This window comes from Oribacterium sinus (genome assembly GCF_963553175.1).
GTDB lineage: Bacteria > Bacillota > Clostridia > Lachnospirales > Lachnospiraceae > Oribacterium > Oribacterium sinus_B.
In genome coordinates this window covers 1-26,109 of the sequence record NZ_CAUVME010000032.1, presented here as the reverse complement: position 1 = coordinate 26,109, position 26,109 = coordinate 1, and the positions used below count along the sequence as shown (strand labels likewise).

26 protein-coding genes and 3 tRNA genes are annotated in these 26,109 nt (G+C 45.4%); 4 read left to right on the top strand and 25 right to left on the bottom strand.

What is annotated here, in order from left to right:
• The 6 genes from RYO92_RS08750 to ybaK all read right to left on the bottom strand — a co-directional run.
• On the bottom strand, nt 1–821 hold an 821-nt coding region (locus RYO92_RS08750), incomplete at its 3' end, for a molybdopterin-binding protein (protein WP_315370145.1).
• Entirely contained in the window at nt 818–1,144 is a 327-nt protein-coding gene (locus RYO92_RS08745) for a hypothetical protein (protein ID WP_315370144.1), read from the bottom strand. The genes RYO92_RS08750 and RYO92_RS08745, both read right to left, overlap by 4 nt.
• A 530-nt stretch (nt 1,145–1,674) precedes the next feature.
• Complete coding sequence (locus RYO92_RS08740; RefSeq protein WP_315370143.1) at nt 1,675–4,086, bottom strand: glycoside hydrolase family 31 protein; 2,412 nt, start codon at nt 4,084–4,086, stop codon at nt 1,675–1,677.
• 73 nt (nt 4,087–4,159) lie between these two features.
• The gene (locus RYO92_RS08735; protein ID WP_304071600.1) at nt 4,160–4,444 is read right to left on the bottom strand and encodes a glutaredoxin family protein; all 285 of its coding nucleotides are present in this window, start codon (nt 4,442–4,444) and stop codon (nt 4,160–4,162) included.
• Between the two features lie 99 nt (nt 4,445–4,543).
• A complete protein-coding gene (locus RYO92_RS08730) occupies nt 4,544–5,581 on the bottom strand; it encodes an LLM class flavin-dependent oxidoreductase (protein WP_315370142.1) in 1,038 nt (345 codons plus the stop codon).
• A 1-nt stretch (nt 5,582) separates the two neighbouring features.
• Nucleotides 5,583–6,074: a Cys-tRNA(Pro) deacylase gene (gene ybaK / locus RYO92_RS08725; protein WP_183684688.1), complete on the bottom strand. Its 492-nt coding sequence runs from the start codon at nt 6,072–6,074 to the stop codon at nt 5,583–5,585.
• A gap of 113 nt (nt 6,075–6,187) precedes the next feature.
• Here ybaK and RYO92_RS08720 point away from each other — a divergent pair, with 113 nt between their 5' ends.
• A complete protein-coding gene (locus RYO92_RS08720; protein ID WP_315370141.1) occupies nt 6,188–6,967 on the top strand; it encodes a TIGR01906 family membrane protein in 780 nt (259 codons plus the stop codon).
• 295 nt (nt 6,968–7,262) lie between these two features.
• Nucleotides 7,263–8,549, top strand: a complete 1,287-nt coding sequence (hflX, locus tag RYO92_RS08715) for a GTPase HflX (protein WP_315370140.1) — start codon at nt 7,263–7,265, stop codon at nt 8,547–8,549.
• A gap of 652 nt (nt 8,550–9,201) precedes the next feature.
• On the opposite strand, the gene RYO92_RS08710 is transcribed toward hflX, so the two are convergent.
• The 5 genes from RYO92_RS08710 to gdhA form a co-directional block, all read right to left on the bottom strand.
• On the bottom strand, nt 9,202–9,966 hold the full coding sequence (locus tag RYO92_RS08710; RefSeq protein ID WP_315370139.1) for a YlmH/Sll1252 family protein: 765 nt from the start codon (nt 9,964–9,966) through the stop codon (nt 9,202–9,204).
• Nucleotides 9,967–10,021: 55 nt separating this feature from the next.
• Nucleotides 10,022–10,915: a DUF3881 family protein gene (locus tag RYO92_RS08705; protein ID WP_304072371.1), complete on the bottom strand. Its 894-nt coding sequence runs from the start codon at nt 10,913–10,915 to the stop codon at nt 10,022–10,024.
• Between the two features lie 325 nt (nt 10,916–11,240).
• Complete coding sequence (gene metF, locus RYO92_RS08700) at nt 11,241–12,143, bottom strand: methylenetetrahydrofolate reductase [NAD(P)H] (RefSeq protein WP_315370138.1); 903 nt, start codon at nt 12,141–12,143, stop codon at nt 11,241–11,243.
• The gene (metE, locus tag RYO92_RS08695) at nt 12,130–14,397 is read right to left on the bottom strand and encodes a 5-methyltetrahydropteroyltriglutamate--homocysteine S-methyltransferase (protein WP_315370137.1); all 2,268 of its coding nucleotides are present in this window, start codon (nt 14,395–14,397) and stop codon (nt 12,130–12,132) included. Before metE ends, metF begins: the two co-directional genes overlap by 14 nt.
• A gap of 208 nt (nt 14,398–14,605) precedes the next feature.
• The gene (gene gdhA, locus RYO92_RS08690) at nt 14,606–15,940 is read right to left on the bottom strand and encodes an NADP-specific glutamate dehydrogenase (RefSeq protein ID WP_007157527.1); all 1,335 of its coding nucleotides are present in this window, start codon (nt 15,938–15,940) and stop codon (nt 14,606–14,608) included.
• Between the two features lie 139 nt (nt 15,941–16,079).
• Here gdhA and RYO92_RS08685 point away from each other — a divergent pair, with 139 nt between their 5' ends.
• Both RYO92_RS08685 and RYO92_RS08680 read left to right on the top strand, forming a co-directional pair.
• A complete protein-coding gene (locus RYO92_RS08685) occupies nt 16,080–16,760 on the top strand; it encodes a hypothetical protein (protein ID WP_315370136.1) in 681 nt (226 codons plus the stop codon).
• A gap of 60 nt (nt 16,761–16,820) precedes the next feature.
• Nucleotides 16,821–17,369, top strand: a complete 549-nt coding sequence (locus RYO92_RS08680; protein WP_315370135.1) for a hypothetical protein — start codon at nt 16,821–16,823, stop codon at nt 17,367–17,369.
• A gap of 46 nt (nt 17,370–17,415) precedes the next feature.
• Here the strand turns inward: RYO92_RS08680 and rpsR are convergent, their stop codons facing one another.
• From rpsR to RYO92_RS08610, 14 genes are all read right to left on the bottom strand, one after another.
• Nucleotides 17,416–17,688 carry a 30S ribosomal protein S18 gene (gene rpsR / locus RYO92_RS08675; RefSeq protein WP_007157529.1) on the bottom strand — a complete coding sequence of 91 codons (273 nt, stop codon included), beginning with the start codon at nt 17,686–17,688 and terminating at the stop codon, nt 17,416–17,418.
• Between the two features lie 60 nt (nt 17,689–17,748).
• The gene (locus RYO92_RS08670; RefSeq protein WP_007157530.1) at nt 17,749–18,204 is read right to left on the bottom strand and encodes a single-stranded DNA-binding protein; all 456 of its coding nucleotides are present in this window, start codon (nt 18,202–18,204) and stop codon (nt 17,749–17,751) included.
• Between the two features lie 22 nt (nt 18,205–18,226).
• Complete coding sequence (gene rpsF / locus RYO92_RS08665) at nt 18,227–18,568, bottom strand: 30S ribosomal protein S6 (protein ID WP_007157531.1); 342 nt, start codon at nt 18,566–18,568, stop codon at nt 18,227–18,229.
• Between the two features lie 107 nt (nt 18,569–18,675).
• Complete coding sequence (locus RYO92_RS08660; protein WP_308579305.1) at nt 18,676–19,326, bottom strand: GNAT family N-acetyltransferase; 651 nt, start codon at nt 19,324–19,326, stop codon at nt 18,676–18,678.
• Nucleotides 19,319–20,314 carry a DUF2156 domain-containing protein gene (locus tag RYO92_RS08655; protein WP_308579306.1) on the bottom strand — a complete coding sequence of 332 codons (996 nt, stop codon included), beginning with the start codon at nt 20,312–20,314 and terminating at the stop codon, nt 19,319–19,321. The genes RYO92_RS08660 and RYO92_RS08655 overlap by 8 nt, the downstream gene beginning before the upstream one ends.
• A 355-nt stretch (nt 20,315–20,669) precedes the next feature.
• Nucleotides 20,670–21,407, bottom strand: a complete 738-nt coding sequence (locus RYO92_RS08650) for a tRNA1(Val) (adenine(37)-N6)-methyltransferase (protein WP_315370134.1) — start codon at nt 21,405–21,407, stop codon at nt 20,670–20,672.
• Nucleotides 21,408–21,501: 94 nt separating this feature from the next.
• A complete protein-coding gene (locus tag RYO92_RS08645; protein ID WP_007157536.1) occupies nt 21,502–22,341 on the bottom strand; it encodes a PSP1 domain-containing protein in 840 nt (279 codons plus the stop codon).
• A gap of 52 nt (nt 22,342–22,393) precedes the next feature.
• Nucleotides 22,394–23,326 carry a hypothetical protein gene (locus tag RYO92_RS08640; RefSeq protein WP_315370133.1) on the bottom strand — a complete coding sequence of 311 codons (933 nt, stop codon included), beginning with the start codon at nt 23,324–23,326 and terminating at the stop codon, nt 22,394–22,396.
• 51 nt (nt 23,327–23,377) lie between these two features.
• A complete protein-coding gene (locus RYO92_RS08635) occupies nt 23,378–23,965 on the bottom strand; it encodes a guanylate kinase (protein WP_007157538.1) in 588 nt (195 codons plus the stop codon).
• Between the two features lie 14 nt (nt 23,966–23,979).
• Nucleotides 23,980–24,576: a hypothetical protein gene (locus RYO92_RS08630; protein WP_315370132.1), complete on the bottom strand. Its 597-nt coding sequence runs from the start codon at nt 24,574–24,576 to the stop codon at nt 23,980–23,982.
• A gap of 188 nt (nt 24,577–24,764) precedes the next feature.
• The gene (locus RYO92_RS08625; RefSeq protein WP_315370131.1) at nt 24,765–25,595 is read right to left on the bottom strand and encodes a biotin--[acetyl-CoA-carboxylase] ligase; all 831 of its coding nucleotides are present in this window, start codon (nt 25,593–25,595) and stop codon (nt 24,765–24,767) included.
• A 135-nt stretch (nt 25,596–25,730) separates the two neighbouring features.
• Nucleotides 25,731–25,802 (bottom strand) — tRNA-Glu (locus tag RYO92_RS08620).
• Nucleotides 25,803–25,823: 21 nt separating this feature from the next.
• Nucleotides 25,824–25,894 (bottom strand) — tRNA-Cys (locus RYO92_RS08615).
• Nucleotides 25,895–25,930: 36 nt separating this feature from the next.
• Nucleotides 25,931–26,003: transfer RNA gene (locus tag RYO92_RS08610), tRNA-Asn, on the bottom strand.
• Nucleotides 26,004–26,109 lie beyond the last annotated feature (106 nt).

The window sequence follows — 26,109 nt, the reverse complement described above, 5'->3', positions numbered from 1 at the left end:
GCCAGCATAAACATGGAACCGGGCAGTACCGGTGCTCCGTAGCTTACCACCTCTTCCGTGGACAGGCGAATCGCCAATGGAGTACGGTCATCCGGATCTACGGACATTCCCCCCATGCAGATGACCAAGTCCGCTCCCTGTCTTAGGAAGTCCTGTATGGCCCCTTTCTCCTGCTCCACATCATCCGGGCAGGTCACATGACCGATAATTTCCACCGGATAGGGAGAAAGCTTTTCCCGTACCACCGGAGTAAAGCTATCCTGGATTCTTTTGTAAAAGACTTCATTTCCGGTACTGATTAATCCCACCTTCTTCTTTTCAAAGGGAAGAAGCTGTAAAATGCCCCCCTCCGGCGCAATCTTCTTTACTTCCTCCATCTTCTCCCGCTCTATGGTAAGGGGGATAATTCTGGTGCCTGCAAAGGCCTCTCCCTTTTTGATAAAGCTGTGATTCTTCTTGGTGGCCATCATCATTTGCCCGAAGGAATTCAGGGCAAAAAGCTTCTCCGATTGAATCTTCAGCATACCGTCGCAATCAGCGATAAACTCGATTTTTCCTTCCTTCACCTCGGAGGGGTGCATATTTTCGCTCCGCCCCATTTCATAGAGCATGGCTGCCGCATCATTTTCATGGAGAGTATCCTCCCCCTCTTCCCAGATGTAAATGTGGTCCTTGCCAACAGAAAGAAGCACGGGAACATCCTCCTCCCGAATCACATGACCCTTTCGGAAAACAGGGCCCTTCTTCTCTCCCTTAATAATCTGGGTAATATCCTGGCAGAGGGTTGTCCCCACTGCCTCTGTGGTTTTGAGTTCTCTCATGGGAAACTCCTTTCCGGCTTTTTCATCTCTATCGCAAAATACCCCAGGCATGCGAGCAATACTGGTGAAAAATCAAAACAATCAATAAGGCTCTTGTTTATTGAATCTAAATATTTTTTAGATTGACAAAAAATTGTTATTCTCCATATTATACGGTTTCTCTTATAGAAAAGCAAGATTTGTCCTGGAGATTTCCCAATAATAAACCGGCTTTTTTCTCCTGTTTTTTTCTTGATTTTTCTCGAAAATGTCGATTTTCCGCCATTATTTCTTTCATCTCCTGAGCTTCCTGTGGACAGTCCGTTTTTTCTTCCGCTTTCCATTTATAACATTTTTCTATAAATTTGGAGCTTTTTTACAAGACTCTCCATTTTGTGCTTCTGCACAAAATACTTCGTTATTTTTGTATATTTCAAACAATCCATTCTCTTTGACCTTGCTTTTCCTTGTCTATGGGTTGACAGCATTTTTGAGCAAGAAAAAAGGAGCTGCAAATAATAGATTTTCGGCAATATAGGTCTGAATATGGGGTAGTCTGAGCCTGGTACTTGCGAAATCCTGCGAAGTGAAGAACTGAAAAATCAATAAGTGAAGCGAATAATGCAGTATGGGTCTATAATAGGGGCAATCTGAGCCCGTCAGTACTTACTGAAAGCGAGCTAAAGCGAAGCTTGAAGTTAGTACTGCTACGAAGGCAAGGTTAGCGAGAGCGTGCCCTGATTATAGACCCATACTGCATTTGAGCGCATCTTTATGATAAATACAGTCCTTCAATACACAGGATTAAACTAGCGAGAGCGTATCCCGTTTCAGACCTATATTGCTTAGAAAACTATTTTACAGCCCCTAAATCTTACACTCCGCTTGCGGAAAGCAATTCCACAAGGGCTCCTCGTAGGGATTCCGAGGTACAACGGGAGTGTACTGCTCCCAAAATCTCCGCCCTGCTCTTCTTTCCCAATTCCTCCAGGCAAGCATAAATCCTTGTCTTTTCGTCATAGGAAATCTGGGCATTCTGTAAAAGTGTAAAAGTTCTGTCCTGTAAGAGCTTATTCTCCTGCGCCTCTCTCTTTTCCCGGTCATAGCGATAGCGAAGACAAATGCCTTCCTTTCCATCCCAGGCAGGAAGGGAAAGGAGCAAAGCGTCCTCCTCTTCCAGATAATCCCCTACTTCTACCGGAAGCTCCGTATCGCCGTAGGTCAGGCTTAAGCCTTCTAAAGAGGAAACCCCTCTTAGGTGCAGAAGGAAGAGACGCTCTTTGGGAAGGGCATTTTCATTTCCTTCCACTGCGGAAATGTGAAGTACCTCCTCCACGGATTCACCCTTACTTTCATGTCGAAGGGAAAATCTGGTAAAGGCCCAATCTTCTTTACGGAAGTCGGCATATTCATGCTCGTCCTCTGCCAGACAGAAGCTTCCGTCTGCCCCGGAGAAGATATGAAGCTCCATAAGCTCCGGCGCATCCACTGCATTGCCCTCTTCTCTACCGTCCAGAGGAAGAATAGTACCCTCTTTAGCAAGAACCGGAATGCTTTCCAGGCTGCGGTACAGCTCCAGTTCTCTTCCTCCCGTAAGCTTTTCTCCGGTAAAGAAATCTACCCAGCGTCCCTCCGGAAGCCATGCCTTCACTTTTCCTAAGCCACTGACAGGATCCTCCTTTTCCGTAATGGGGGCACAAAGCAGCTCTGTTCCGAAGTAATACTCATTTTTGTAATCGTACAATCCGTCCCAGGGCTTCTCCTCGTAGTACAGTGGCAAAATCAAAGGACGTCTTTCCACATGAGCAAGATAGTTCATGGTGTAAAGATAAGGCACAAGCGCCTTTCTCAAACGAAGGAAATTCTTGGAAACAGCCTCCGCATCCCGACTGTACTTCCAGGGCTCCTTTCCGTTAAAGGCATTGTTGGTACTGTGCAAGCGCATAATGGGAGAAAAGACCCCAAGCTGTACCCAACGGGTAAAGAGGGAATCATCCCGCACTCCCCACATATGTCCCCCGATGTCATGACTCCACCAGCCGTAGCCGATATTGCTGGCTGTGGCGGTAAAATAGGGCTGAAAATCCAGGCTTTCCCAGGAAATCACCGTATCTCCGGAGAAGCCGATGGGATAACGATGGGAGCCGGGACCGGCATAACGGGAAAGAATCAAGCCGCGCTTCTCTCCATTTTCCCCCTTATTATCCTCATAATGATAATGATTCAGCATCCAAAGAGGGTCCAAGCCCTTCATGCCGGAATTCTCTCCCTGCTGCCAGTCAATCCACCAAAAGTCCACCCCGTCCTTTTCCATCGGGTGATGCACAAAACGAAAATATCCTTCTCTAAACTTCTCATCCAAAAGGTCGAAAAGCACCGGCTCTTCTTCCTTTTGATTCACACCCATAAACTCCGCAAAGGCAGGGTAGCAATCCTCAAAAGCCCGGACGCCGTCCGCAGGATGAACATTTAAGGTACAGGCCATGCCTCTGTCCTTCAAAGCCTTTAGGAAACGGGGAGGGTCAGGGAAAAGCTCCCTGTTCCAGCTATAGCCGGTCCATCCGGTACCGTATTTCTCCGGCACCTTGGTGATATGCCAATCCATATCAATTACCGCCACCTGGAAGGGAATATTTTCCTCTCGAAAACGGTCCATCAGCTCCAGATAGCTTTCCTCGGAATAGACAAAGTAACGGCTCCACCAGTTCCCCAAGGTATAGCGGGGAAGCAGAGGAACGTCTCCGCTAAGATGGAAGAAGTCCTTTAATGCCGTCTTATAGTCCGTGCCATAGGCGAAGAAATACAGGTCGATTGCCTCAGGATCCTCTCGAACAAAGAACTTATCCTCATGATAAAGCATGCTTTTACTGTCATCCAAAACGGAGAAAAGTTGCCGGGAAACGATTCCTTCTCCAAGTGGCAGGGCACCGTCTATGCCGTCCAGGGTTCTGGCCGTACCCTTCAAGCTCTCAATCTTATCCCCATAATGCCAAAGGGCGGAGGTGTTTCCCGCATCTCCGCTGACGAAAATACGAAGATTTTCACTGCTGAAAGCTCCCCCCTTATAAATCAATCGAAGATATTTAGTGCGGAGAATTCCTTCTCCCTGCTTGCCCTCTTCCCAATGGAATTCTGCAGGAGGAAAGCTGCGGTTTACCACCATCTGGCTCTCCCCATCCACAAAGCAATCCTTTTCACTGTATTCCAGACGCAGCAATCTTTCTGTCAGCACCGTAAAACGAAAGTGCTTCCCCCTGATTTGATTCCCTTCTCTGATTCCTTCCATAGCCTTTCCTTCCCTCTAAGAAAAATAGCTTCCAAAATTCCTTCTTCCGGGATTTTGAAAGCTAATTTTTGTATTAAGCTGTTGCTAAAGCCTTCTCCAATACCTTCTTTACATTTTCCTTGGCTTCTTCAAACTTCTCTCCGATATGGGACTCATAAATCTTCTCCTCTGCCACAAACATAGCAGGAGTTGCCCAGTAATCATAGTGTTCTGCAATTTCAGGGTGTAAGCCCTCGTCAATCTCCTCGAACTCCACCTTTCCGTAGGCAGGATTCTCCGAAATCAATTCCTCTCTGGCCTTTCTTGCCTGTGCGCAGTAAGGACAACCATTTACATAAAAAAACTTTACCTTTGCCATCTTTTCTTCCTCCTTGGATTCTTTAATCTTTTCCCATCAGACTACTGTATTTCCTTTTCGAAAACAATGCCGGAAAAGAAAATCTTTCTAAAATATCTCTTAAAGCTCCTCCAGAGCCTCCTTTAAGAGCTGGTAAGAGTAGTGCTGAGCCTTCTCTTCATAAATGTAGGAGTTAACAATCAGCTCGTCAAAATGCACTCTCTCCTGCACTTCCCGCATTTTCGCCTGCACCTCTTCCTTGGTACCGATGAAGGAAAAGGCGCCCATCCGCTCCACGATTCTCTTTTCCTGATGAATCAGCTCCTCGGTAAATGCCACCGGGCCGAAGTGGGGCACTCTTACCGCCTCCACATAGTCCTTCCAGACCTCTTCCATGGACTGCACCGGAGGAAGTAAGCCCTGGGACTGGTTGGTGATGATATTCAAAAATGCCTGCCACTGGGTGGTGGCTAAAGACTCCGCCTCCTCCTTGGTATCCGCCAGAATCGCATTTGCTCCCAAAATCACATAGGGCTTTTCCTGAACATCGGAGGGTTTAAAATTCTCCTGATAAATCCTAATGGCAGTCTCCATCATGGTTGGGGCGAAGTGAGCCGCAAAGGAATAGGGAAGCCCAAGTCTTGCCGCCAGATAGGCACTGTCGGTACTGGAACCTAAGATATACAGGGGAATGTTCAGCCCTGCTGCAGGGTAGGCATGCACCACCTCCGTGTCCCGGAAATACTCCGAAAGCTCCATCACCTCCCGCTCAAAATCCGACTCTCTGCCCACGCCTCTTCGGATGGCTCTGGCGGTTTCCAAATCCGTTCCCGGAGCACGGCCAAGCCCCAAGTCCACTCGGCCCGGATAGAGGGTTTCCAAGGTGCCGTATTGCTCCGCCACCAGATAGGGGCTATGATTCGGCAACATCACTCCTCCGGAACCGATTCTGATTTTTTCCGTATTGCTTAAGGCATACTGGATCAAAAGCTGGGTAGCGCTGCTGGCCACGGAATGGGTGTTATGGTGCTCCGCAATCCAGTAACGGGTATAACCAAGCTCCTCCGCCTTCTTCGCCAGATTCACCATCCGTTCCATTGCCGCTTTATAGCTTTCTCCCTGCCTCAGGGGAACCAAATTTAAAATCGATACCTTCATATTACTCTTCTCCTCCACGAATCAAATCCTCAAAGCTTCCGGACACAAAAGCACATAAGGCCTTTGGAGACAGGCCGATTTGCAGGCCTCTCTTACCGGCGGAAACATAGATTCTTTCCAGCTCCTCACCCTGCTTTTGAAAGTAGGTGGGAAAATGCTTTTTCATGCCGATGGGGCTACAGCCTCCCCGAATATATCCGGTCAAAGGCTGCAAATCCTTCATGGGAATCATTTCCGCCTTCTTGTTTTGGGAGACCTTCGCCGCTTTCTTTAAGTCCACTTCCTCCAGCACCGGAATCACTGCCACAAAGTAGCCTGTTTTATCCCCCTTTAAGACCAGGGTTTTATAGATAATTTCCGGGGGAAAGCCTAAGACGGAAGCCACATGAGCTCCGGACAAATCCTCCTCATCCACCGGATATTCCTGCTCCACATAAGGAATTTTTGCCTTATCCAAAAGACGGCATACATTGGTTTTATTGTCCTTAGCCATTTTTCCCTCCTTTACTGCCTTGCTTCGTGTTATACTAAAAAAATATGGAAAATCTTTGAAAATAGATTTTTAGCCTTACACATTTTACACCAAAGAACAAAAGAAAGGAAATCATGAAATCCCATTTAAAACATATATTCTATCCTTTGGCCTGTTTACTTTTTTCTTTGTTTCTGGTCTTTATCCTCTTCGTCTCAGGCTTTGAGCTGGCCTGCTACGGAAATCCTTCCTATTATAGACAGGAATTTCAAAAATACCAAGTTCAAGAGGCTTTGCTGGAGAATCGGGGAGAGTCCATCCCCTTATCGGATTTGGAAAAGGTTATGGGAGAGACCCTTCGCTACCTTCGAGGGGATCGGGAGAATCTCATTATCCCCGTTTCGGTAAATGGTGTGGAGCAAAACTTCTATCAGGAAGATGAAGCCTCTCACATGGCGGATGTACGGGTTTTGTTTACCCTAAGCCTCACCCTGCGCATGATGTTCTTCCTCTCCCTCCTGGCTATCATCTTTCTGCTTGTGATTTTAGAACACGGAAGGGCTCTTTCCATTCTGGGAAAAGGCTTCCTCTATTGTATGGCAGGCTTTTTAGTGATTCTACTGCTCTTCTTCCTCTACGCCAGCCAAAACTTTGACCAAGCCTTTACGCAGTTTCATCTGCTCTTTTTCTCTCAAGGGAACTGGAGCTTTGATCCGGCCCTAAGCCGTATGATAAACATTATGCCGGAAGAATTTTTTCAGGATACCGCCTTTCGGATTCTACGCTTCTTCTTGCTTTTGCTGCTGCCCTTCCTGCCTCTGGCATGGTTTTTCAAGAAGATGGCAAGGAATTGGGGGTATCCTTCGAAGCGAGGAACTGTAACCATTGAAGATATTCGCTCCAATGCAGTATAGGCATGAAATCGGGCACGCTCTCGCTAACTTCGCCTTCGCAGCGGATACTAAGCGAAAAACTTCGGTACCCTTGTTTTTCGCAAGTACCGGCGGGCTCAGATTGCCCCTCTTTCATGCCTATACTGCATCTGTCGCTTCAATTCATTGATTGATACAGTTCTTCTCTCCGCAGGTTTTCGCAAGTATCGGGCTCAGACGCCCCACCTTCCAGACCTATAGCACGGGGCAAATACATAACATTGATTTATATCCCTTTATATTTGAATGATATATGGGATAAGGATAAAGGAGTTTTATGCAAAGTAATCAAATTCAAAACAAAAAAGCGGTTCTGGTGGGTGTGGAATTTCCGGAGAACAGAGACTTTGCTCTGGACATGGAGGAACTTTTCGGCCTTTGTCAGGCCTTGTCCATTGAATGCTGCACCAGCATCAGCCAAAGCTTAGCCAGAGAGGACAGTGCTACCTTTATCGGCTCCGGAAAAGTGGAGGAAGTAAGATCCGCCGTACTCTTTCATGAGGCGGATCTGGTCATTTTCCAAAATGCCCTCTCCCCCTCCCAGCTCCATAACCTGTCCAAGGCTCTTTCTGTGGAGGTTTTGGACAGAACTCAGGTGATTTTACAAATCTTTGCGGAACGGGCCAGAAGCAAGGAAGCGAAGATGCAGGTGCAGTATGCCACCCTTCAATATATGCTGCCCAGGCTTGTTGGACTTCGGGAAAATCTCTCTCGCCAGGGCGGAAGCGGCGGTGCCGGTCTTTCCAACCGTGGTGCAGGAGAAAAGAAGATTGAGCTGGACAAGCGAAAGATTCAGGAGGAAATGGCTTTTCTCAGAAGAGAATGCAAGAAGCAGGAAGAGGTGCGCCGGGTAAAACGGCAGAAAAGAGAGAAATCCAATATTCCAAGAATTGCTCTGGTGGGCTACACCAATGCGGGAAAGTCCAGTCTTATGAATGCCATTTTAGATTGGAGTAAGGAAGGTCAGAAGGAAAAGGTGGAAGAAAAGGATATGCTTTTTGCCACTCTGGATACCACCATTCGTCATGTGAAGGGGGAACGGGGAGAGGAATTCCTTTTTGCCGATACGGTAGGTTTTATTCGAGACCTGCCTCCCAAGCTTTTGGATGCCTTCCACAGCACTCTGGAAGAGGCCATTGAAGCGGATTTGATTTTACAGGTGGTAGACTATTCCGACCCCAATTATCAAAAACACATGGACAGCACCCTAGCAACCTTAAAAAAACTGGAAGCAAGCCATATCCCCATGCTCTATGTAATGAACAAATGCGACAAGGTTCTTCCTCTGTCGGAGCTTCCCAAGAAAAGGGGAGAAAAGCTCTACATTTCTGTTAAAGAAGGAATTGGAATTTCCGAGCTTATGGAGGCGGTAAGCGAGAAAGCCTCCGCCAATCTCCGCCCCCTGTCCATCCTGCTTCCCTACAGCGAAGCGGCTTGGGAAAACAGCATCCGAAAAGAAGGGAAAATTCTCTCCCTATCCTACGAGGAGGAGGGAATACAAATGGAACTCCGCCTACCGGAGGCCTTGTACTCTAAGCTCCAGCGCTTTTCCTTTAATAAATAAAGCACTTCCCTCATAGATGGGATATAAAAATAAGTTTCACCGTAGATTTACGCATTTTAGAACCAAGAATGGAGCATTCCCTCCAATGTAAACAAATAGTGGGGAGTAATTCTTAGCCTATGGACCTGAAAGAGGACAATCTGATCCTGTCAGTACTTGCCGAAAACCTGCGGAGAGAAGGACTGTAACAATCAATGAATTGAAGCGACTGATATATAATAGGTCTGTAAAAGGGCAATCCGAGCCCGTTACTTGCTGAAAACCTGTGGAGTTGAGGACTGTAACAATCAATGAATTGTAGCGACTTATGCAGTATAGGCATGGAAGAGGGCAATCTGAGCCCGCCGGTACTTACTGAAAGCAAGCTAAAGCGAAGCTTGAAGTTAGTACCGCTGCGAAGGCGAAGTTAGCGGGAGCGTGCCCGATTCCATGCCTATACTGCATTGGAGCGTCCCTCATCAATGAATACAGTCCTTCCCTTCGCAGGGGCGAGGTAAGCGAGAGCGTGCCCGATTTCATGCCTATACTGCATTGGAGCGAATACCTTCCATGAATACAGTCCTTCCCTTCGCAGAGACAAGTTTAGAGGGAGCGTGCCTGATTCCATGCCTATACTGCATTGGAGCGAACGCCTTCGATGGTTACAGTTCCTCTATCCATATCGCAGGATCCGTAAAACCATTCTCCCCTTTTTGGTGTTTTTCTCAAGGCCAAGGTAATGGAACTTCCCCAGCCCTCTTACGGAAATCTTTTCTCCCCCCTTTAGACTGCTGCTGCCCTTCGCCGCCAAACCGTCCTTATACACCAGTTCTTTGGCAAAGTATTCCTGTGCCTTTCCTCTGGAAAGGTGGAATACCGCGGAAACGATACCGTCCAGTCGTTCGGAGGCGGCAAAGATCTGCTCCTCTATTCTTTCCTGCTTAGGGACAAAGGCTTCCTCACACTCTTTGATTTCTACACTGGTATGCCGAATCTGCTGCAAATTCTCCAAGAGATAGTCCCTCATTTTCCGAAGCAGATACACATAGCTTTTCTCATCCCGAAAGAAGATGTCTCCCAGCATTTCCCGTTCTATCCCAAGACTCATAATGGCTCCCAGCACGTCTCTATGGGACAATTCTTCGGAAAATTTTTTCTGCTTTCCCTGAATTTCCAAAAGCACTACAGGATTGTCTTCCAAGAGAATCTCCCTGCACTCTTCCTCCTCCATAAAACTTGGGTAAAAGAAAAAGGCCTGTCGTTCCGCCTCTTCTCCTCCCAGAAGCAGAAACTTAGCCCCTCTTTCTCTTTTGATTTTCTCTAAAAAAAGTCCCCTTTCTCTTTCCGATAAAAAGGGACTGTTTCGCACTATACCGCGCTCTTCTGTTTTTCGCCAAATATCTTCCACATGGGCAAGAATATCTTCTCTGTCTTTCATGGTCTTTTATTGTCTCGCTTACTATTTCCTATATCTATCTTTCAAACAATCATACTTAGGAATTAGAGCTTTGCTCCAAAAACTCCACTTCTCCCTGCATCCACACATTGCCCTTAAAACGGCGGCCAATGGCGGGGACTCCCAAAAGATCTTTTTCATTGATGCAAACACGAAATACCGCGTCCATACATCTTACTTTTAAATCCAGGATATTTTCATGGGTATAGACATTGCTCTTCACCCGAATATTTACAATCTCTCCCAAAATGGAATACTGGTCGCACTCCACCCCGGTAGGCATAAAGGTGGACTCCACCAGGCTGTACAGGTCTTCCTTTTCAATTCTCTGATTCACCTCGGACATCAGATTCATATCGGTCTCCGTCAGGGTTTCCAAAGCATCCTGGTCTCCTGCCTTTGCCGCCTCGAAAAGCTTCATCTGCTCCACAAAGTGCTGTCGCTTTACCCACTCATCCTCCGCCTTCTTCTCTATGGGAAGAAGAATCTTTCCTTCCACGGAAAGTCCGGTCAGATAGACCTGCTTGGGCACCGCCTTAATCTGCATCCGTTTCAGCTGATGGGCTTCCAGGGAATTGCAAAGATAATAAATCAGGGTAATCCCTGAGGTAAAATCCTCCATCACGCCGGCATAGGTTTCCTTTTCCGCGTGGCGCTCAATGCTTCCCTCCACCGTTTCCACCCCTTCGTAGGAACGCATGTAAGGGAAATAATAGTCCCTGTGAAAAATCCCCTCTGCATCTCTGTGACCAACCACAGTAATGCCCATAGAGGGAGCTACCGGAAGCTGATACTGCTCCACCACCTGTCCATTTCCATAGGAGACAAAGCTGCTGCGATATTTTTCATGTACTGCCCTTTGTAAATAAAACTCTGCATCCTTGTCTTCCTGCAATGCAGAAAACCCAATGGATCGTAGAAACTTATGCATTAGCCTTCCTCTTTCCTGACCTCTCTGAAACCATCTCCATATCTTACAACAAAGGCTACTGTCTTGCAAGAGCTACCGGGGAAGGTCTAAAACCTACATACCGGGAAAGGTCTAAAACCATCCCCCATGTCCGAATCAAAGCCGAATACCCGCATTCTCCCTAAATGCTCTTGAAAACAGACGAGAATAAAAAAAGCCATGCGGTACAGGTCGGAAAGCGGGGATGATACCTTCCCCTTTTCCATCCTATGCCACATGAAAGCTCATTTTACTGCTATTTTAATGTTTTTTGAAAAACGATATTTTCAAAGCTTCCTTATCTTCTCTATGCGGAAGCGCTGGAACCGCCCGGGTTGCCCTTCTGGGTAGACTCAAAAAGACTATGGGTTGCCTTATAAATCTTTCTGGCAATATAAGGGTTGTTCATGGTATAAAGATGCACACCATCCACGCCGTGAGTCACCAGATCCACGATCTGATCCACCGCATAGGCAATGCCCGCGTCTCTCATGGCAATGGGGTTATCCGCATACTTGTCTAAGATTCTCTGAAACTTCTTAGGAACGTTTACGCCACAAAGACTGGCCATCTTTAAAACCTGACGGCTGTTGATAACCGGCATAATCCCCGCTTCAATGGGAACATCAATTCCGGCTAAAGCGCAACGCTCCTGAAAAATGTAGAACTGCTTATTTTCAAAGAAAAGCTGGGAAATCAGATTCTCCGCTCCCGCATCCACCTTGTTCTTTAAGTAACGAATGTCCTCTACTCTATCCGCGCTCTCGATATGTCCCTCCGGATAGCAGGCTGCGGAAATATGGAAGTTTCCGTGCTCCTTCAAAAAGGCAATCAGGTCGGAAGCATAGCGGAAGTCTCCTCTATTCTCCTCTCCCTCGGGAATATCCCCTCTGAGAGCCAGGATATTTTTGATTCCGGCAGTCTTCAGCTCATCAATCTTTTCTAATACATCCTGCTTTGTTAAATTTATACAAGGAAAATGAACCACGCTGGGCACTTCGCAGACCTTCTTAATGTGCTCTGCAATAGGGATGGTGCTTTGGTTATTCTTTCCGCCCCCTGCCCCGTATGTCACCGAAATGAAATCCGGTCTTAAATCCCGAAGCTCATCCAAGGTGTCATATATGGTTTCAACCGGTGAGTTCCTCCGAGGTGGAAACACCTCGAAGGAAAACACTGTTTTTTCTTGAAATAAATCAACAATACTCATTTCTCAATTCCTTTGCCGCCTGGACAAGATTTGCTAAACTTGCCAAGGTCTCTTCGCTTGCTCTAGTCTTCAATCCGCAGTCCGGATTTACCCACAGTTTCTCTTTTTCAATCTTCTTCAGCATCTTTGCCAATGCTTCTCTAATTTCCTGAACGGATGGCACTCTCGGAGAGTGAATGTCATAAACTCCGGGTCCTACCTCTGTACGGAAATGGTTCTCTCTTAAGGAGTCCAAAATCTGTAAATCGGAACGGGAAGCCTCGAAGGAAATAACGTCCGCATCCATGTTGTCAATCGCTTTAATAATATCGGTAAACTCACTGTAGCACATATGGGTATGAATCTGAGTGCCTGCCTGGCATCCGCTGTGTACCAAACGGAAGGCGGGGATCGCCCAATCCAGATACTCACTGTACCAGTCAGACTTACGAAGAGGTAACTTCTCTCTTAAAGCTGCTTCGTCTACCTGAATGATCTTGATGCCATTCTTCTCTAAATCCAATACCTCATCACGGATGGCCAAGGCAATCTGCTTTGTGCTCTCCGCAATGCTGATATCCTCTCTTGGGAAGGACCAGTTTAAGATGGTTACAGGTCCTGTCAGCATTCCCTTCATGGGACGCTTGGTTAAGCTCTGTGCATAGGTGGACCATTCCACAGTCATAGCGGAAAGTCTACGTACATCACCCCAGATGATTGGCGGCTTTACGCAACGAGTTCCATAGGACTGTACCCAGGCCTTCTCGGTGAATAAGAATCCGCTTAAGAGCTCTCCGAAGTACTCCACCATGTCGTTTCTTTCAAACTCACCGTGCACCAGTACATCCAGATCCAAATCTTCCTGAATCTTTACCCACTCTGCAATCTTCTTCTGGTTAAATGCAATGTACTCTTCCTTGGTCTTCTCCCCCTTCTTAAAGGCAGTTCTGTTGGCACGAACATCCGCACTCTGTGGGAAGGAACCAATGGTTGTGGTGGGGAAGAGGGGAAGCTTAAACTCTTCCTTCTGAAGCTTTTCTCTCTCTTCAAATACAGGAAGTCTGGTGTAGTCCGCATCGGTAATAGCTGCACAACGATCCTTTACCGACTTGTCTTCACTGTTCGGTCTTGCTGTTGCAAAGAGCGCCTTATTGGCCTCTAAAACCTCCGGCTTAGCCTTACCGCTAAGAAGCTCCTTTAAATCCAAAAGCTCTTCCAGCTTCTCGATAGCAAAGCTGAAATGACTCTTTACTTCCTCGGAAAGCTTATTCTCTCCTACTAAGGTGTAAGGAACATGCAGTAAGGAGCAAGAAGTACTCAGTACTACGGAAATGCCCTTAGCCTCTAAATCCTTTACCTCCTGAATGGTCTTCTCGTAATGGTTTCTCCAGATATTCTTTCCGTTTACCAGACCGGCGAAAAGAAGCTTATCCTTGGGGAAGCCCTTGGCTACAAGTGCCTTGGTCTCCTTACCCTCTAAGAAATCAAGACCTACACCGTCAAAGGGAAGTGCCAAAATGCTTTCATAAGCATCTCTTACATCGCCAAAATATGTCTGTAATATAACCTTGGTGCTGCCCTTTACGGAAAGAATTCCCTGATATAAGGCGGTAAAGAGCTCCAAGTCTTCCTTCTCCAGGTCTCTTACCAGATAAGCCTCATCAAAGGCAATCCACTTGGCACCAAGAGAAACGAATCTCTCCACATAAGCCTTATAAGCGGAAACTGCCTGCTCCAGGAAATCCTTCTCGGTCTTCTTCTCTGTATAACGAAGCAGCTTTAATAAGGTAAATGGTCCGATAACTACAGGCTTAGTCTCGACCCCTAAAGCCTTTGCCTCCTCATACTCCTGGAAGGGCTTGTCACCCACAAGGGAAATCACATCCTTATCGGAGATTTCCGCCACCATGTAATGGTAGTTGGTATTGAACCACTTCTTCATTGCCAAAGCCTTCACGTCTCCGGCCTCTCCCTTATAGCCTCTTGCCATAGCAAAGTACTGCTCCAAGGGACTTAAGGACAATTCTCTGTAACGATCCGGAATGATGTTAAAAAGCACTGCTGTATCTAAAAAGTTATCGTAAAAAGAGAAATCATTGGAAGGGATGAAATCCACTTCCTCCTGCTGCATCTTTAACCACTGCTTCTTTCGAATATCCTTTGCAAGCTCCTGTAGCTCCTGCTCGGAAACCAATCCCTTAAAAAACTTCTCTGTTGTAAACTTTAGTTCTCTTAATGCTCCCACTCTTGGGAAACCGATTACTGATGTTTGCATGCTTTTTTCTCCTTACTTTTTATTTTCCTTTACAAAAATGCTTTTCTTGTCATTCCTTAGACTCCCCCTAATGAGAGTCTTTGAAGTGGATATAGTATAGCGTAAAAACGTTTCCTTAGGCAAATATAAAAAAACAGGACTTGGCTATAGTTTTTTTCTATAGCCAAGCCCTTCACCCTAAATCGGTTCTCTCGCCCTTACTTCTCTCTTATACCAAGCCCTGTGCCAGCATAGCCTCAGCTACCTTCTCAAAGCCGGCTACATTGGCTCCAACCTCAAAGTTACCTTCATGGCCGTAGCGCTTTGCCGCCTCGGATACGCTCTTGAAAATGTTTTGCATAATTCCCTTAAGCTTCTCATCCACCTCTTCAAAACTCCAGGAAAGTCTCTGAGAGTTCTGGCTCATCTCCAATGCGGAAACGGCAACACCGCCGGCATTGGCTGCCTTACCGGGCATGTAAAGGAAGTGATTCTCCAGGAATACATCCACAGCCTGCTCATCGGAAGGCATATTTGCTCCCTCTGCTACGCAGAAGCAACCGTTCTTGATTAAGGTCTTAGCCTCTTCTCCATTTAGCTCGTTCTGGGTTGCGCAGGGTAATGCCACATCGCACTTTACACCCCAGGGACGCTCTCCTGCATGGTAGGTCGCTCCCGCAACACGGTCGGCATACTCGGAAATTCTGCCTCTCTTTACCTGCTTAATATCGAAAAGCACATCCAGCTTGATGCCTTCCGGATCATACACATATCCGCCGGAATCGGAGCAGGTTACTACCTTACCCCCAAGGCTCTGTGCCTTCTGGATGGCATACTGAGCTACATTACCGGAACCGGAAACCACAATGGTCTTTCCTTTGATTTCCTTTCCTACGGACTTTAACATCTCATCCACAATGTAGACCAGACCGTATCCTGTAGCCTCCGGACGGGCCAGAGAGCCTCCGAAGGTTCTTCCCTTTCCGGTAAGTACACCCTCGTACAAGTTGGTGATTCTCTTGTACTGTCCGTACATATAAGCCACTTCTCTTCCGCCTACGCCGATATCACCGGCAGGAACGTCTTCATTGGCTCCGATGTACTTATACAGCTCTGTGATAAAGCTTTGGCAGAAGCGCATAACTTCCGCATCGGACTTGCCCTTAGGATCAAAGTCCGCACCACCCTTACCGCCACCGATGGGTAGACCGGTCAGGGAGTTCTTTAAAATCTGCTCAAAGCCCAGGAACTTCAGGATAGACTGATTTACGCTTGGGTGAAAACGAAGTCCTCCCTTGTAAGGTCCGATAGCAGAGTTAAACTGCACACGATAACCGATATTGATATGGTGCTTTCCCTGGTCATCTGTCCAAGGCACTCTAAAACTAATAATTCTTTCCGGCTCTACAAAACGCTCCAGTAACGCATTTTTCCGGTAAAGCTCCTCATTGGCTGCCACAATAGGCTCCAGAGACTCTAAAATTCTCTTCGCTGCCTCTAAAAATTCTGCCTCATTGGAATGCTTCTTCTCCAGTGCCTGATAAACCTCACTTACATAGGACATAAACTTGCCTCCATTCTTTCCTCATTTACCGCTAAACTATAGCACTAAATCATTTTCAACTACAATAGGAAATATCTTGTATTCCGAAAAAGAATACTAATTGCTCCTTCCATAAAATCACGATAAAATATCACATAAAATGGAAGAGCAAGCGGGATGCAAAAGAAAGATTCGTGGCAGCATTTTTCCTAAATATACTGATTCAGGATTTATGCTAAGGGCAGGAGGAAAAACAATGTTAACTGAAGCTGAGCGAGAAAAAGTTTTCTATACCAGAGGCTTTCGAAACTTTTGTTTTCGAGCAGAAAAAGCTAACCCTCATGTTCTACTACTCCGATTACGCAAAATTCTTTTGTTATGTTTCATGTGTCTTATCGGATTTGCAATGGTTGGATTTAAAATAAATTGGCTTGTTAAATGCATTTTATTTGGGGGGCTCTTGGGTATTATAGCTAATTATTTCTGGGGTATCTGGTTAACAATGATTATATACAAGCATTCTGTATTGTTTCAGTTGTTGGAGACAAAGAAGCAACAAGAAAAGATGCAGAAATATCTTTCTGAATCTATTGAGGAATTATTACAAGCAATCATTGATGGAAATATATTGATCAAGGATTTAGGAGACGGAATTGTTTTGTACCGAAACAAAAATATATATACATTATTTTACAAGGGGTTCTTTTATGACATGGAGCTTTATGAGAAGTTAAGGAAAGTATTTTTAGAGCCAGACATTGCAATTCAGCAGCTTAAGAATAACAGTATCCCTAAAGAATACTTTGAAAAAGATTCTTCCTCTTTATCAGGGAAGAACTAAAGGTAGCTTGCAAGTACTGATTTGATGGAATAATCCATAACTTCTAAAGGAGGAAAAGCAATGTTAACTGAAGCTGAGCGAGAAAAAGTTTTCTATACCAGAGGCTTTCGAAACTTTTGTTTTCGTGCAGGAAAAGCTAACCCTCATTATTTATTCTACCGATTCCTAAGTATAATTTACTTTTGCTTTTTATTTCTTATCTTGTTTGCTATGTGCGAATTTAAGATAACTTGGTATACTAAATTATTATTTTTTATTTGCTTCTCTCATATTATAATATATTATTTCTGGGATATTTGGTTAGCAATGATTATATTTAAACATTCTGTATTGTTTCAGTTGATGGAGACAAAGAAACAACAAGAATATGAGCAGAAATGTCTTTCTGAATCCCGTGAGGAATTACTACAGGCAATTATTGATGGAAATATATTGGTCAAGGATTTAGGAGACGGAATTGTTTTGTACCGAAATAAAAAAATATATACATTCTTTTACAAGGGGTACTATTATGACATGGAGCTTTATGAGAAGTTGAGGAAAGTATTTTTAGAGCCAGACATTGCAATTCAGCAGCTTAACAATAATAACAATATCCCTAAAGAGTAATTGGGATAAACAAAAAAACAGCCCCACTTTCGTGGAGCTGTTCTCATTAATCTACCTGGTATGGTAACAGAGCAATGTGTCGTGCACGCTTGATAGCGGTAGTGATTGCTCTCTGATGTAATGCACAAGAACCTGTAATTCTTCTGGGAAGGATCTTTCCTCTCTCAGAGATATACTTTCTTAATGTTCCTACATCCTTATAATCTACCGGCTTTACCTTATCTCCGCAGAATCCACAAACTTTCTTTCTGCTGCGGAAGCCTGCGCCGGCTCTTCTTGGTCTTGCTGAACCACTCTTATCTGACTTCTGAAATGCCATGGCTTTCCTCCTTCTATATTGCAGCTATGCTGCTCTTCATCCTGAGGAAACCTTCCCTACCTAAGTGAAGGGGAGTCCCTCGTCCTCTACCCCATCAGGTATATTCATAAATCCTTCTCCAAGATCCTCTTCTCCACCGCCTACATAGGGGCCGGAAGAACGGGAATAGGAAGTATTGCCTCCCTGTCCTTTGCTGTCTGCAAACTCCTGGTCATCCACAATAATGTCTGTGGTATATACGGTTTGTCCGTCTTTGTTCTGATAACTGCCTGTCTGAATACTGCCGGATACCAACATACGCATACCTTGATGCATATACTTCTCTGCAAATTCTGCTCTCTGTCCGAAGGACACACAACGGATAAAATCTGCTGTAGGCTGTCCATCGTTTTGGTTTCTGCGGCCTCTTCTGTCCACGGCAAGAGTATATCTTGCAATGGCCATGCTGTTCTCACCCTGGGAATACCGAATTTCCGGATCTCTTACCAATCTACCCATCAGGATAACTCTGTTCATGTTTTACTCGCTTTCCGCTTGCTTATTCAGCTACTGCTTCTGCTGCAGGCTCATGCTTCTTTGTCTTAGCTGTTTCTTCTTCTGGCTTAACCACAAGATAGCGGATTACCGGTTCCATAATACGAACCTGGTCCTCGAGCTCGTTAGGAGTGTTTGCATCTCCTGTGAACGGGATGAAATAGTAGTAGGCTTCTTTCATGTGCTGAATTTCATAAGCCAGTCTCTTCTTACCCCACTCTTCGATAGGCTCTACAACAGTACCATTGTAACGGGTGATAAATCCCTTAATCTTTTCAATGGCTGCTGCTCTCTCCTCATCATCGAGCTTCGCACTGAGAACAACGCATAACTCATACTTGTTCATTCGCTTTTACCTCCTTTTGGTCTCTGGCCTTTCCTTTTGGAAAAGCAAGGAATAGTGATACAGCTAACAATGATAGCAAAGTTCTCTACTGATTGCAAGCATTAAAATTAGTCCACGTCAATAATATAAATCCTCTCCTTTGCCAGTCTCTGCAAAAGAGCATCTTCCGTATCGTCTGTATAGCCGCTGAACTTTCGAAAGGCCTCCGGGTTCAATATTTTCAGCATCACCACCGGATCCTCCGGCAGTTCATCCTCCTCATCGGAGAGGGCCGCTTCCTCTGCCCGTCTTTCTAAAAGTTCCTTGGTGGGAAGGGCATAAAGTGCAGACTTCTCGATTTCTTCCAAAGGCTTTTCTTCCAGGCTAAGCTTTCCTATAGTCCGAAAGCCGTAGGGGCTGTAAATGCTTTCCGCCACGGGAATCAGGAAGCAAAAGGGCTCTCCCTCCTCCTCTAAAAGAGAAAAGGCACGGCGAAGCAGCTCTCCCATAATCCCCTGCTTTCTCTTTTCTTTCTTGGTACCGATGGCATAGAGGTAGCTTGCCGTAAGCTCCTTTTTAAAGAAGGACATCCTGAAAGGGTTGATATGAAGCATGCCCACAATCTCTCCCTCTTCCTCCATGGCAAGGATTCTCTTCGGTCTTTTACGATAATAGTAGTCCACAAAGGCTTCCGAATCCTCCGGGAAAATCTCCCGATACAAGGCCTTCGTTCTTTCCTGTTCCGCCTCCGTTCGGAGAAGAAGAATTCTTCTACTCATACTCTTCTACGTCCTTCTCGTATTTATCCGTAAGATACTTCTCATAGCCCTGGAAATCCTTCTGCAATACCATGTATTTTCTGGCAAAGCCGATGGGATTATAGCTTTCCTTTGCCTTCCGAAGACCTTGCAGCCCCATATCATCCTCCCGGTTTACCAGCTTTGCCTGGGGGAATTCATGAAGCAGAAATTCCTGATTAATCACCTGATAAATTCCGGGGACATTGGGATTACCCTTTTCAATAGAGATGCTGGCCATTTCCTCTCTGGGATTATAGGCTCCGATGGAGAAAGCCTCCAGCTTTCCGTCTATAAAAATACCTCCGATGTAATGGTCTATAGCAAAGCAATTCTGTAAAACCTCGTGAATTCCCTTGATTTCGTATTCCAGGGTTTCCTCTCCGTTTCCCTCTTCCTTGACCCGATGGGTGTACCAACGATCTAAGAAATCCCAAACTGCCTGCTTTTCCAAACAGCGAATACTTCTATATTCCCAACGGCCCTCATATTCTCTCTTGAACTTGTTGACCAGATTCTTCTTCTTATGAAAACGCTTTCCCGGCAGGGTTCGTAGCTCCTCCGCATCATAGAGGTAGTCCTTGTAATCCTCCTCTTCCCGTACGATAAAGCGGGGATCCTCTTCCAAATGCAGGTACTTTACTGCCTCTTCATCCGCCAAATAAATCTTTAAAGGCTTCTTTAAAACCTGGTTAAAGTAGTCCTTAATCAAATCAAAATACTGAGGCAAATCCTCTTCGTCACAGTAGGGCGTGGCGGTATACTGCTCTCCGTCCTTCTCCATCAGAATAAAAAGAGCCTTGTCCTCCCACTCTGCAATACGGGTGTCACAATATTCCGCCCAGAGGTAGCTGTCCAAAGCGCAACTATCACAGGTTTTGTTCGGTCTTCGATAAAAATAAGGAGCAATACGGACGGAGTCCTCCACCCGTATTGGCTCAAATACCAATTTTTTCGCATCCAATGCCATATTTGTCCTTCCTTTCAGGAACTGCTTACTACTTGGGACATTTTACCACAGAATGCAAAAAAGCTTGTGAAAAAACGATAAAATTCCTCCTTTCTTTTGAAATTTTTCATTCTTGAGAAAGACTTCTCTGTAGACTCTCTCCAAAGCAACAACGTTGACCGGTCTTAGCCTTACCATAACAAAAGAAAGGGCCTCTGCCTAGACTCCATATTCGGATAATATCCGTATACGGATAAGGTTTTAGCCCTTTCTCTATTTATTTTTCTCCTACTGCCCTGATTAATTAATGGGAGAAATACGGCGGAAAGATGGAGCTTTCTGAGCCGGCTTTTTCCGAAGCATTCCCTCCATGATCTTATGATGCCCCCACTCCGTAAATCTCCAGTAGCTCCTTCGTATAGACTCCCTTTTCCCGATACAGTATCAATGGCGGTAAAATCCGAAGCTCTACAGAGGCTCCCCGTACCGCTTCCAAGAGGAAAAGCTTTGCCTCTCCCTCCACAAAGGAATGAACCATCTGCAATCTTTTCGGCTCCAGGCCTTTTTCCCGTAAAATGCTGATAATCTCCGCCATTCGTTTCGGCCGATGCACAAGATAAAACTTCCCCTTAGGGGCCAGTAAATATCTTGCCGCCTCCGCAACATCAGAAAAACTGCAGCTCACCTCATGTCTTGCGATATTTTTCTTTTCCAGCGGATTTTGCAGGTCTCCCTGCATATAGGGCGGATTTGCGGTCACCACCGTAAAGGAGGAGGCCAGGCTTTTCCCCTCTACCGTCCTTTGCTCTTGAATTTTGCAAAGATCTCCCTCCAGGATATGGATTCGCTCCTCTTCATTTAAGGCTACGGATCTTCTGGCAAGCTCCACTGCCTCCCTTTGAATTTCGATTCCGTAAATGCTTTCCGCCTCTGTTTTTGCCGCCAAAAGCAAGGGCACAATTCCGTTTCCGGTACAGAGATCGAAGACTCTTCCTCTCTTTACTCCCTGCTTTGCAAAATTCGCCAAAAGCACCGCATCCGTTCCATAACAAAAGGCTTCCGAAACCTGAATAATCCGGTAGCCCTTGCATTGTAAATCATCTATTCTTTCCATGAACAAATCTCTGCTCTTTTCCTTATAAGTCCTGTATTCGTTTCAAAGCCGGGCTTTCTGTCCTCTTTATCCTATTTCCCTATGAAAACCATACTTAGGCTTCGTCTTTTCTCCGTCTTGGCTTAAACTTCAGTTCCGAAACCTCATACTCCCGAAGCTCCTTCTCATCTTCCTTTTCCAAGTTTACAATCAGCTTTACCTTCTGGTTTAAGACGGAAACGGAAACCACCTCTCCCTTTAAGCCCTCCTTGGTGGTGGCATAGTCTCCCACCGCCGGCAGCTTGGAATTTAAGAACTCATAAACCTCTTCTTCATTTTTCAAACAACACATCAAACGACCGCAGACCCCGGAGATACTGCTGGGGTTTAAGGATAGGCCCTGCTCCTTTGCCATCTTGATGGACACCGGAACAAACTCCGGAAGATAGCTGTGACAGCACAGAGGCCGACCGCAGGAGCCGTAGCCTCCCAGAAGCTTGGTCTCGTCTCTTACCCCCACCTGTCGAAGTTCGATTCTGGTACGAAAAATCGCTGCCAAATCCTTCACCAACGCACGGAAATCCACCCTGCCGTCCGCGGTAAAATAGAACAATGCCTTTCCCCGGTCAAAGGTATATTCCACGTCAATCAGCTTCATTTCCAGCCCATGCTCTTGAATCTTCTTCCGGCAAATCTGAAAAGCTTCCCTTTCCTTCTCATGATTTACTTCGTACTGCTTCCGGTCCTCCTCTGTGGCCTTTCTGAGAATTTCCTTAAGAGGCATCACAATCTTTTCCTCCGGAAGCTCCTTATTGGCCATCAAAACTTCTCCGTATTCCACGCCTCTGGAGGTTTCCACCACGGCAAACTCTCCCCTCGTAAAGCTTATGCCCTTGGGAGCGAAATAATATACCTTTCCCGCGGTTCGAAACTTTATTCCAATTACCTCTGTCATCTATAACCCTTTCTTTATGGCTTTTTTGGCTTTCTTTATGGCTTTTCTATAATTATGTATTGGATAAAAACAAAAAGAAATCTAAAATCTGATAGTTTTGGGCAACATTTACCGCCCGTCCTTCTTTATAGCGTTCTATATATTCTCCCCACTGCCCCAGTGTCCAATAGGAATATTTTTCCGCCATGGCCGTAATGCTCTCTCTGGCACTCTGCCCATAAAGCAAATGATGGTCTTTCGTGCTTTTATAGCATAACACATCCCGTAAAATAATATCAAGAAAACAGTAGAGCTCTTGCCCGTCCAGCTGTCCCAGCTCCTCCGCGTATTTCTGCATTTCCTCCTGCTTCTTATGGGCAATCTCCTTTAAAAAGGCGGGTAAGGCACGAAGAGCCGGAATTTCCTGTAGCAATTTCCACTGCTTATCAATGGGCATATCCCCCACATAGACTCGAACCACACGGCTCAAAACGGTGTCTAAAAGCTTGTTTTCATTTTCGCAAAGGAGAATCATGATAACATGCTCCGGAGCTTCCTCCAGGGTTTTTAAAAGGGCATTTTGAGCCTCCACCGTCATCTTATCGCTGTGGCAAAGCACGTAGACCTTGTACTGCCCTTCCTTCGGGGAAATGTCCACCGTCCCCTTCACTTCCTGACGAATCTGATCAATGGAAATGCTGGATTTCTTCTCTCCGTTTTCCTTCTCCTGATAATCCACAAAAATCAGATCCGGATGCTCTTCCTTTTCAATGCGAAGACTCAAACTGTCCTCCGGCTCTTCCTTTTCACTATAAAAATCCGGCCGGTTCTCTGTGCTTTCTTCTTCCAGGGGAAGGCTGAACTGCTTTTCCGGTTCTTCCTTTTTACTTTTATGAAAAAGCCGTACCACAAAGTCCTTCGCCATCTGACGAAGCAAGTCCTCTTCCTGCCCAATCACAAGATAAGCATGATGGATTCGATGATCCGGTATGGAAATCCCCTTCATTCCTTGCCTTTTCCTCTTCCTGTTCTCTTCTTATCACAATCGGATGACCCGCTACAGCCCTCTTTCCGTCCCCGATTTTATATCCGCCAGAATCTCTTCCACACATTTGTCAAAATCAAGATTGTGATAGCGTTTCTTAATGCCGGCTTCCCGAAGCTTTTCCTCCGAAAAATCCTTATTATCCGCCTGAAAACGTCTTTCCAGCTCCTCCAGAGCTTTGGGATCATTCCCCTGCTCCCGAGCCTTGGCTCGACTTAGGCGAAGCTCATCCTCCAGCTCAATATAAACAGGCTGAATAAATTCCTGCCCCAGATAGTCTTTAATACTGTTGTAGCTTTCCAAGGTTCCGATGCAGAGAAAGCCCTTGCCTTTCTCCCGAAAACCTTCCTCATAAGCCGTACCGTAATACCAAAGTCCAAAGGCAGTATCGTAGCTGCGGCTTTCCATCATTTTCCCCTCTGAAAGAAGCTTTAAAAACTCCTCTTCCAAAAGAAAATGATATTCCTCCCCCTCCTTTTCCATGGGGCGCATAGGCCTGGTGGTATAAGGAATAATCCTTTTTAAGTCGCTTCTTTTCACCAGCTCTTGGAAAATGCTATCCTTTCCTACAGCGGATTTTCCGCAGATATAGTATATCATTGCTCCTCATTCTCCTAAGGCTGGCCCGGGCCCTGATTGTCTCCACTATCATCCGCAGACTTGGGGCCTTCACCCACTACCGCATCATCAGAGCTATGGCTCTTACTGCTTTTCTGACCAACCGTAGATTCCTTCGTTGCTGCCGTACTGCTCTTTTTACCGCTTTGACTCTCCAAGGTGGGAGATTCCCCGATACTTTCCTTGTTGCCCTTACCGGAGGAACTGCTTTCCTCTTTGGAGGCGGAATCTTTTCCGGATTCCTTCGTAGATTCCTTGGTACTCTCCTTATTGCTTTCCTCGGATTTGGTCGATGTTTCTTCCTCCGAGCTTTCTTCCGTAGTCTTTTCCGTTCTGGCTTCCGTTTCTTTCTTCTTGCTCTCTTTGGTGGCTTCCGTAATCACAACCGCTTCCTTACTGCTCTCTGAGGCAGCTTCCGTCGCCTTTAAATTCGGTAAAGAAAAGCCTGCAATATTCTTGAAAAACAAAAAGCAAACCACGATAGCCACAATGGCCAGGGATAAGGCGAAGAGCAGCTTCAGAATATCCCCGATAAAATTGGCTTCCTCCTCCACATGCTGCTCACTTCTTCTTTTCTTTCTATGATCCTTCATACCTAATCTATAACCCCTTTGCAAAAAACATTTTTCCTTAGAATCTTGCATATTTTAACATGAAAATGCAGAACAATCTATGAGGAACTAAGCCCAAGATTTAACTTATCTGTATTGCTTCTATATTTTATGTAAAAAAGGAATTTCCTCTTCAAAATACTTTAAAAGAATTTCCTCTTCAAAATACTTTAAAGGAATTTCTCCTTTACTTCTCCGGAAGAAACAATCTTCATGCTGCCCTCTTGGCAACGCACGGAAAGAGAACCGTCCTCTAAAATCGCTTCTACCCTTCCTCGATATTCCTGATGGTTTTCCGTGAAGAGGATATCCTTAGTTAATAAGATATTTTCCTTCCTATACTCTTCTTCCACCTTGTCCCGATCTAATAGAGAAAAATAATGAAACAGGATAGAAGCAAGAAACTGATTTCGGTTTATAGTTTCTTTCTTTTCCTCATGATAATCAAACAATGATCCGGCAATGCCGGAAAGCTCCTCAGGAAATCCGGCTTCCGGCAGAAAAAGATTAATCCCGATACCCATAATACAATAGGCCAAAGAAGAAGAATCGCTAAGCTGTCCTTCAGCTAAGATTCCCACTAGCTTTTTTCCTTTATAAAACAGGTCATTCACCCACTTAATGGAAAGCTCTATATCAAAAAGCTCCTTCACGGCACGTTTTACCGCAACAGCTGCATGGCAGGTTAGAATCAATGGGTTCTTGTTTTCTCCCCTGGGCTTAGTCAAGATACTGAAGTACAGGCCGGAGCCCTTGGGAGAAAGAAAGGATTTGCCCATCCTACCCCGTCCGGCAGTTTGATAATCGCTAAGAAAAACGGTACCTTCCGAAATATGGGAAAAAATATCTTCTCCATAGGGAAGCTCTTGAATTCTTCTTTTACATTCCGTATTGGTGGAGTCAATTTCATCAAATAAAAGTACATGAGGTTCCAAAGATAAGCATCCCTGATTTCTTAGCTGATAAAAACGCAATATTTCTGTAGAAGATAAGGGCTCCATAATTCCTCCAAATTTCTATATAACATCAGATTATTATGAATACAGATATATGAATACAAATATCTGAACACAAACTATTTAAAATCCAAAATAAATTTATATACAAAAAAATCCCAAGAACATCTTGGGATACCGTGACGCCAACGAGAATCGAACTCGTGATACCACCGTGAAAGGGTGGTGTCTTAACCGCTTGACCATGGCGCCATAACTCTATAGTAGAGCGAAAGGCGAAGACCGGATTTGAACCGGTGATCAGGGTGTTGCAGACCCACGCCTTACCACTTGGCTACTTCGCCACACATTCTCTTGGCTTAGCGAAGAGAAATGGGAAACGCCTCCAGATGGACTCGAACCAACGACACCGCGGTTAACAGCCGCGTGCTCTACCGACTGAGCTATAGAGGCATAAATAAATATCCGATTGAAAGAGTCTATCATAGTGAAATAAAGATGTCAAGACAAAAACCAGACGCATTGGATAAGCCCTCGACCTATTAGTAACTGTCAGCTG

What these genes read in the sequence shown, in the direction of transcription:
- RYO92_RS08740 (WP_315370143.1), bottom strand. Translation starts at nt 4,086, where the DNA reads ATGGAAGGAATCAGAGAAGGGAATCAAATCAGGGGGAAGCACTTTCGT.
- metF (WP_315370138.1), bottom strand. Translation starts at nt 12,143, where the DNA reads ATGAGTATTGTTGATTTATTTCAAGAAAAAACAGTGTTTTCCTTCGAG.
- RYO92_RS08735 (WP_304071600.1), bottom strand. Translation starts at nt 4,444, where the DNA reads ATGGCAAAGGTAAAGTTTTTTTATGTAAATGGTTGTCCTTACTGCGCA.
- RYO92_RS08635 (WP_007157538.1), bottom strand. Translation starts at nt 23,965, where the DNA reads ATGATATACTATATCTGCGGAAAATCCGCTGTAGGAAAGGATAGCATT.
- RYO92_RS08645 (WP_007157536.1), bottom strand. Translation starts at nt 22,341, where the DNA reads ATGACAGAGGTAATTGGAATAAAGTTTCGAACCGCGGGAAAGGTATAT.
- RYO92_RS08670 (WP_007157530.1), bottom strand. Translation starts at nt 18,204, where the DNA reads ATGAACAGAGTTATCCTGATGGGTAGATTGGTAAGAGATCCGGAAATT.
- RYO92_RS08705 (WP_304072371.1), bottom strand. Translation starts at nt 10,915, where the DNA reads ATGCATAAGTTTCTACGATCCATTGGGTTTTCTGCATTGCAGGAAGAC.
- hflX (WP_315370140.1), top strand. Translation starts at nt 7,263, where the DNA reads ATGCAAAGTAATCAAATTCAAAACAAAAAAGCGGTTCTGGTGGGTGTG.
- rpsF (WP_007157531.1), bottom strand. Translation starts at nt 18,568, where the DNA reads ATGAACAAGTATGAGTTATGCGTTGTTCTCAGTGCGAAGCTCGATGAT.
- RYO92_RS08630 (WP_315370132.1), bottom strand. Translation starts at nt 24,576, where the DNA reads ATGAAGGATCATAGAAAGAAAAGAAGAAGTGAGCAGCATGTGGAGGAG.
- RYO92_RS08685 (WP_315370136.1), top strand. Translation starts at nt 16,080, where the DNA reads ATGGAAGAGCAAGCGGGATGCAAAAGAAAGATTCGTGGCAGCATTTTT.
- ybaK (WP_183684688.1), bottom strand. Translation starts at nt 6,074, where the DNA reads ATGGCTAAGGACAATAAAACCAATGTATGCCGTCTTTTGGATAAGGCA.
- RYO92_RS08720 (WP_315370141.1), top strand. Translation starts at nt 6,188, where the DNA reads ATGAAATCCCATTTAAAACATATATTCTATCCTTTGGCCTGTTTACTT.
- metE (WP_315370137.1), bottom strand. Translation starts at nt 14,397, where the DNA reads ATGCAAACATCAGTAATCGGTTTCCCAAGAGTGGGAGCATTAAGAGAA.
- gdhA (WP_007157527.1), bottom strand. Translation starts at nt 15,940, where the DNA reads ATGTCCTATGTAAGTGAGGTTTATCAGGCACTGGAGAAGAAGCATTCC.
- rpsR (WP_007157529.1), bottom strand. Translation starts at nt 17,688, where the DNA reads ATGGCATTTCAGAAGTCAGATAAGAGTGGTTCAGCAAGACCAAGAAGA.
- RYO92_RS08625 (WP_315370131.1), bottom strand. Translation starts at nt 25,595, where the DNA reads ATGGAGCCCTTATCTTCTACAGAAATATTGCGTTTTTATCAGCTAAGA.
- RYO92_RS08655 (WP_308579306.1), bottom strand. Translation starts at nt 20,314, where the DNA reads ATGGCATTGGATGCGAAAAAATTGGTATTTGAGCCAATACGGGTGGAG.
- RYO92_RS08650 (WP_315370134.1), bottom strand. Translation starts at nt 21,407, where the DNA reads ATGGAAAGAATAGATGATTTACAATGCAAGGGCTACCGGATTATTCAG.
- RYO92_RS08640 (WP_315370133.1), bottom strand. Translation starts at nt 23,326, where the DNA reads ATGAAGGGGATTTCCATACCGGATCATCGAATCCATCATGCTTATCTT.
- RYO92_RS08745 (WP_315370144.1), bottom strand. Translation starts at nt 1,144, where the DNA reads ATGGAAAGCGGAAGAAAAAACGGACTGTCCACAGGAAGCTCAGGAGAT.
- RYO92_RS08730 (WP_315370142.1), bottom strand. Translation starts at nt 5,581, where the DNA reads ATGAAGGTATCGATTTTAAATTTGGTTCCCCTGAGGCAGGGAGAAAGC.
- RYO92_RS08710 (WP_315370139.1), bottom strand. Translation starts at nt 9,966, where the DNA reads ATGAAAGACAGAGAAGATATTCTTGCCCATGTGGAAGATATTTGGCGA.
- RYO92_RS08680 (WP_315370135.1), top strand. Translation starts at nt 16,821, where the DNA reads ATGTTAACTGAAGCTGAGCGAGAAAAAGTTTTCTATACCAGAGGCTTT.
- RYO92_RS08660 (WP_308579305.1), bottom strand. Translation starts at nt 19,326, where the DNA reads ATGAGTAGAAGAATTCTTCTTCTCCGAACGGAGGCGGAACAGGAAAGA.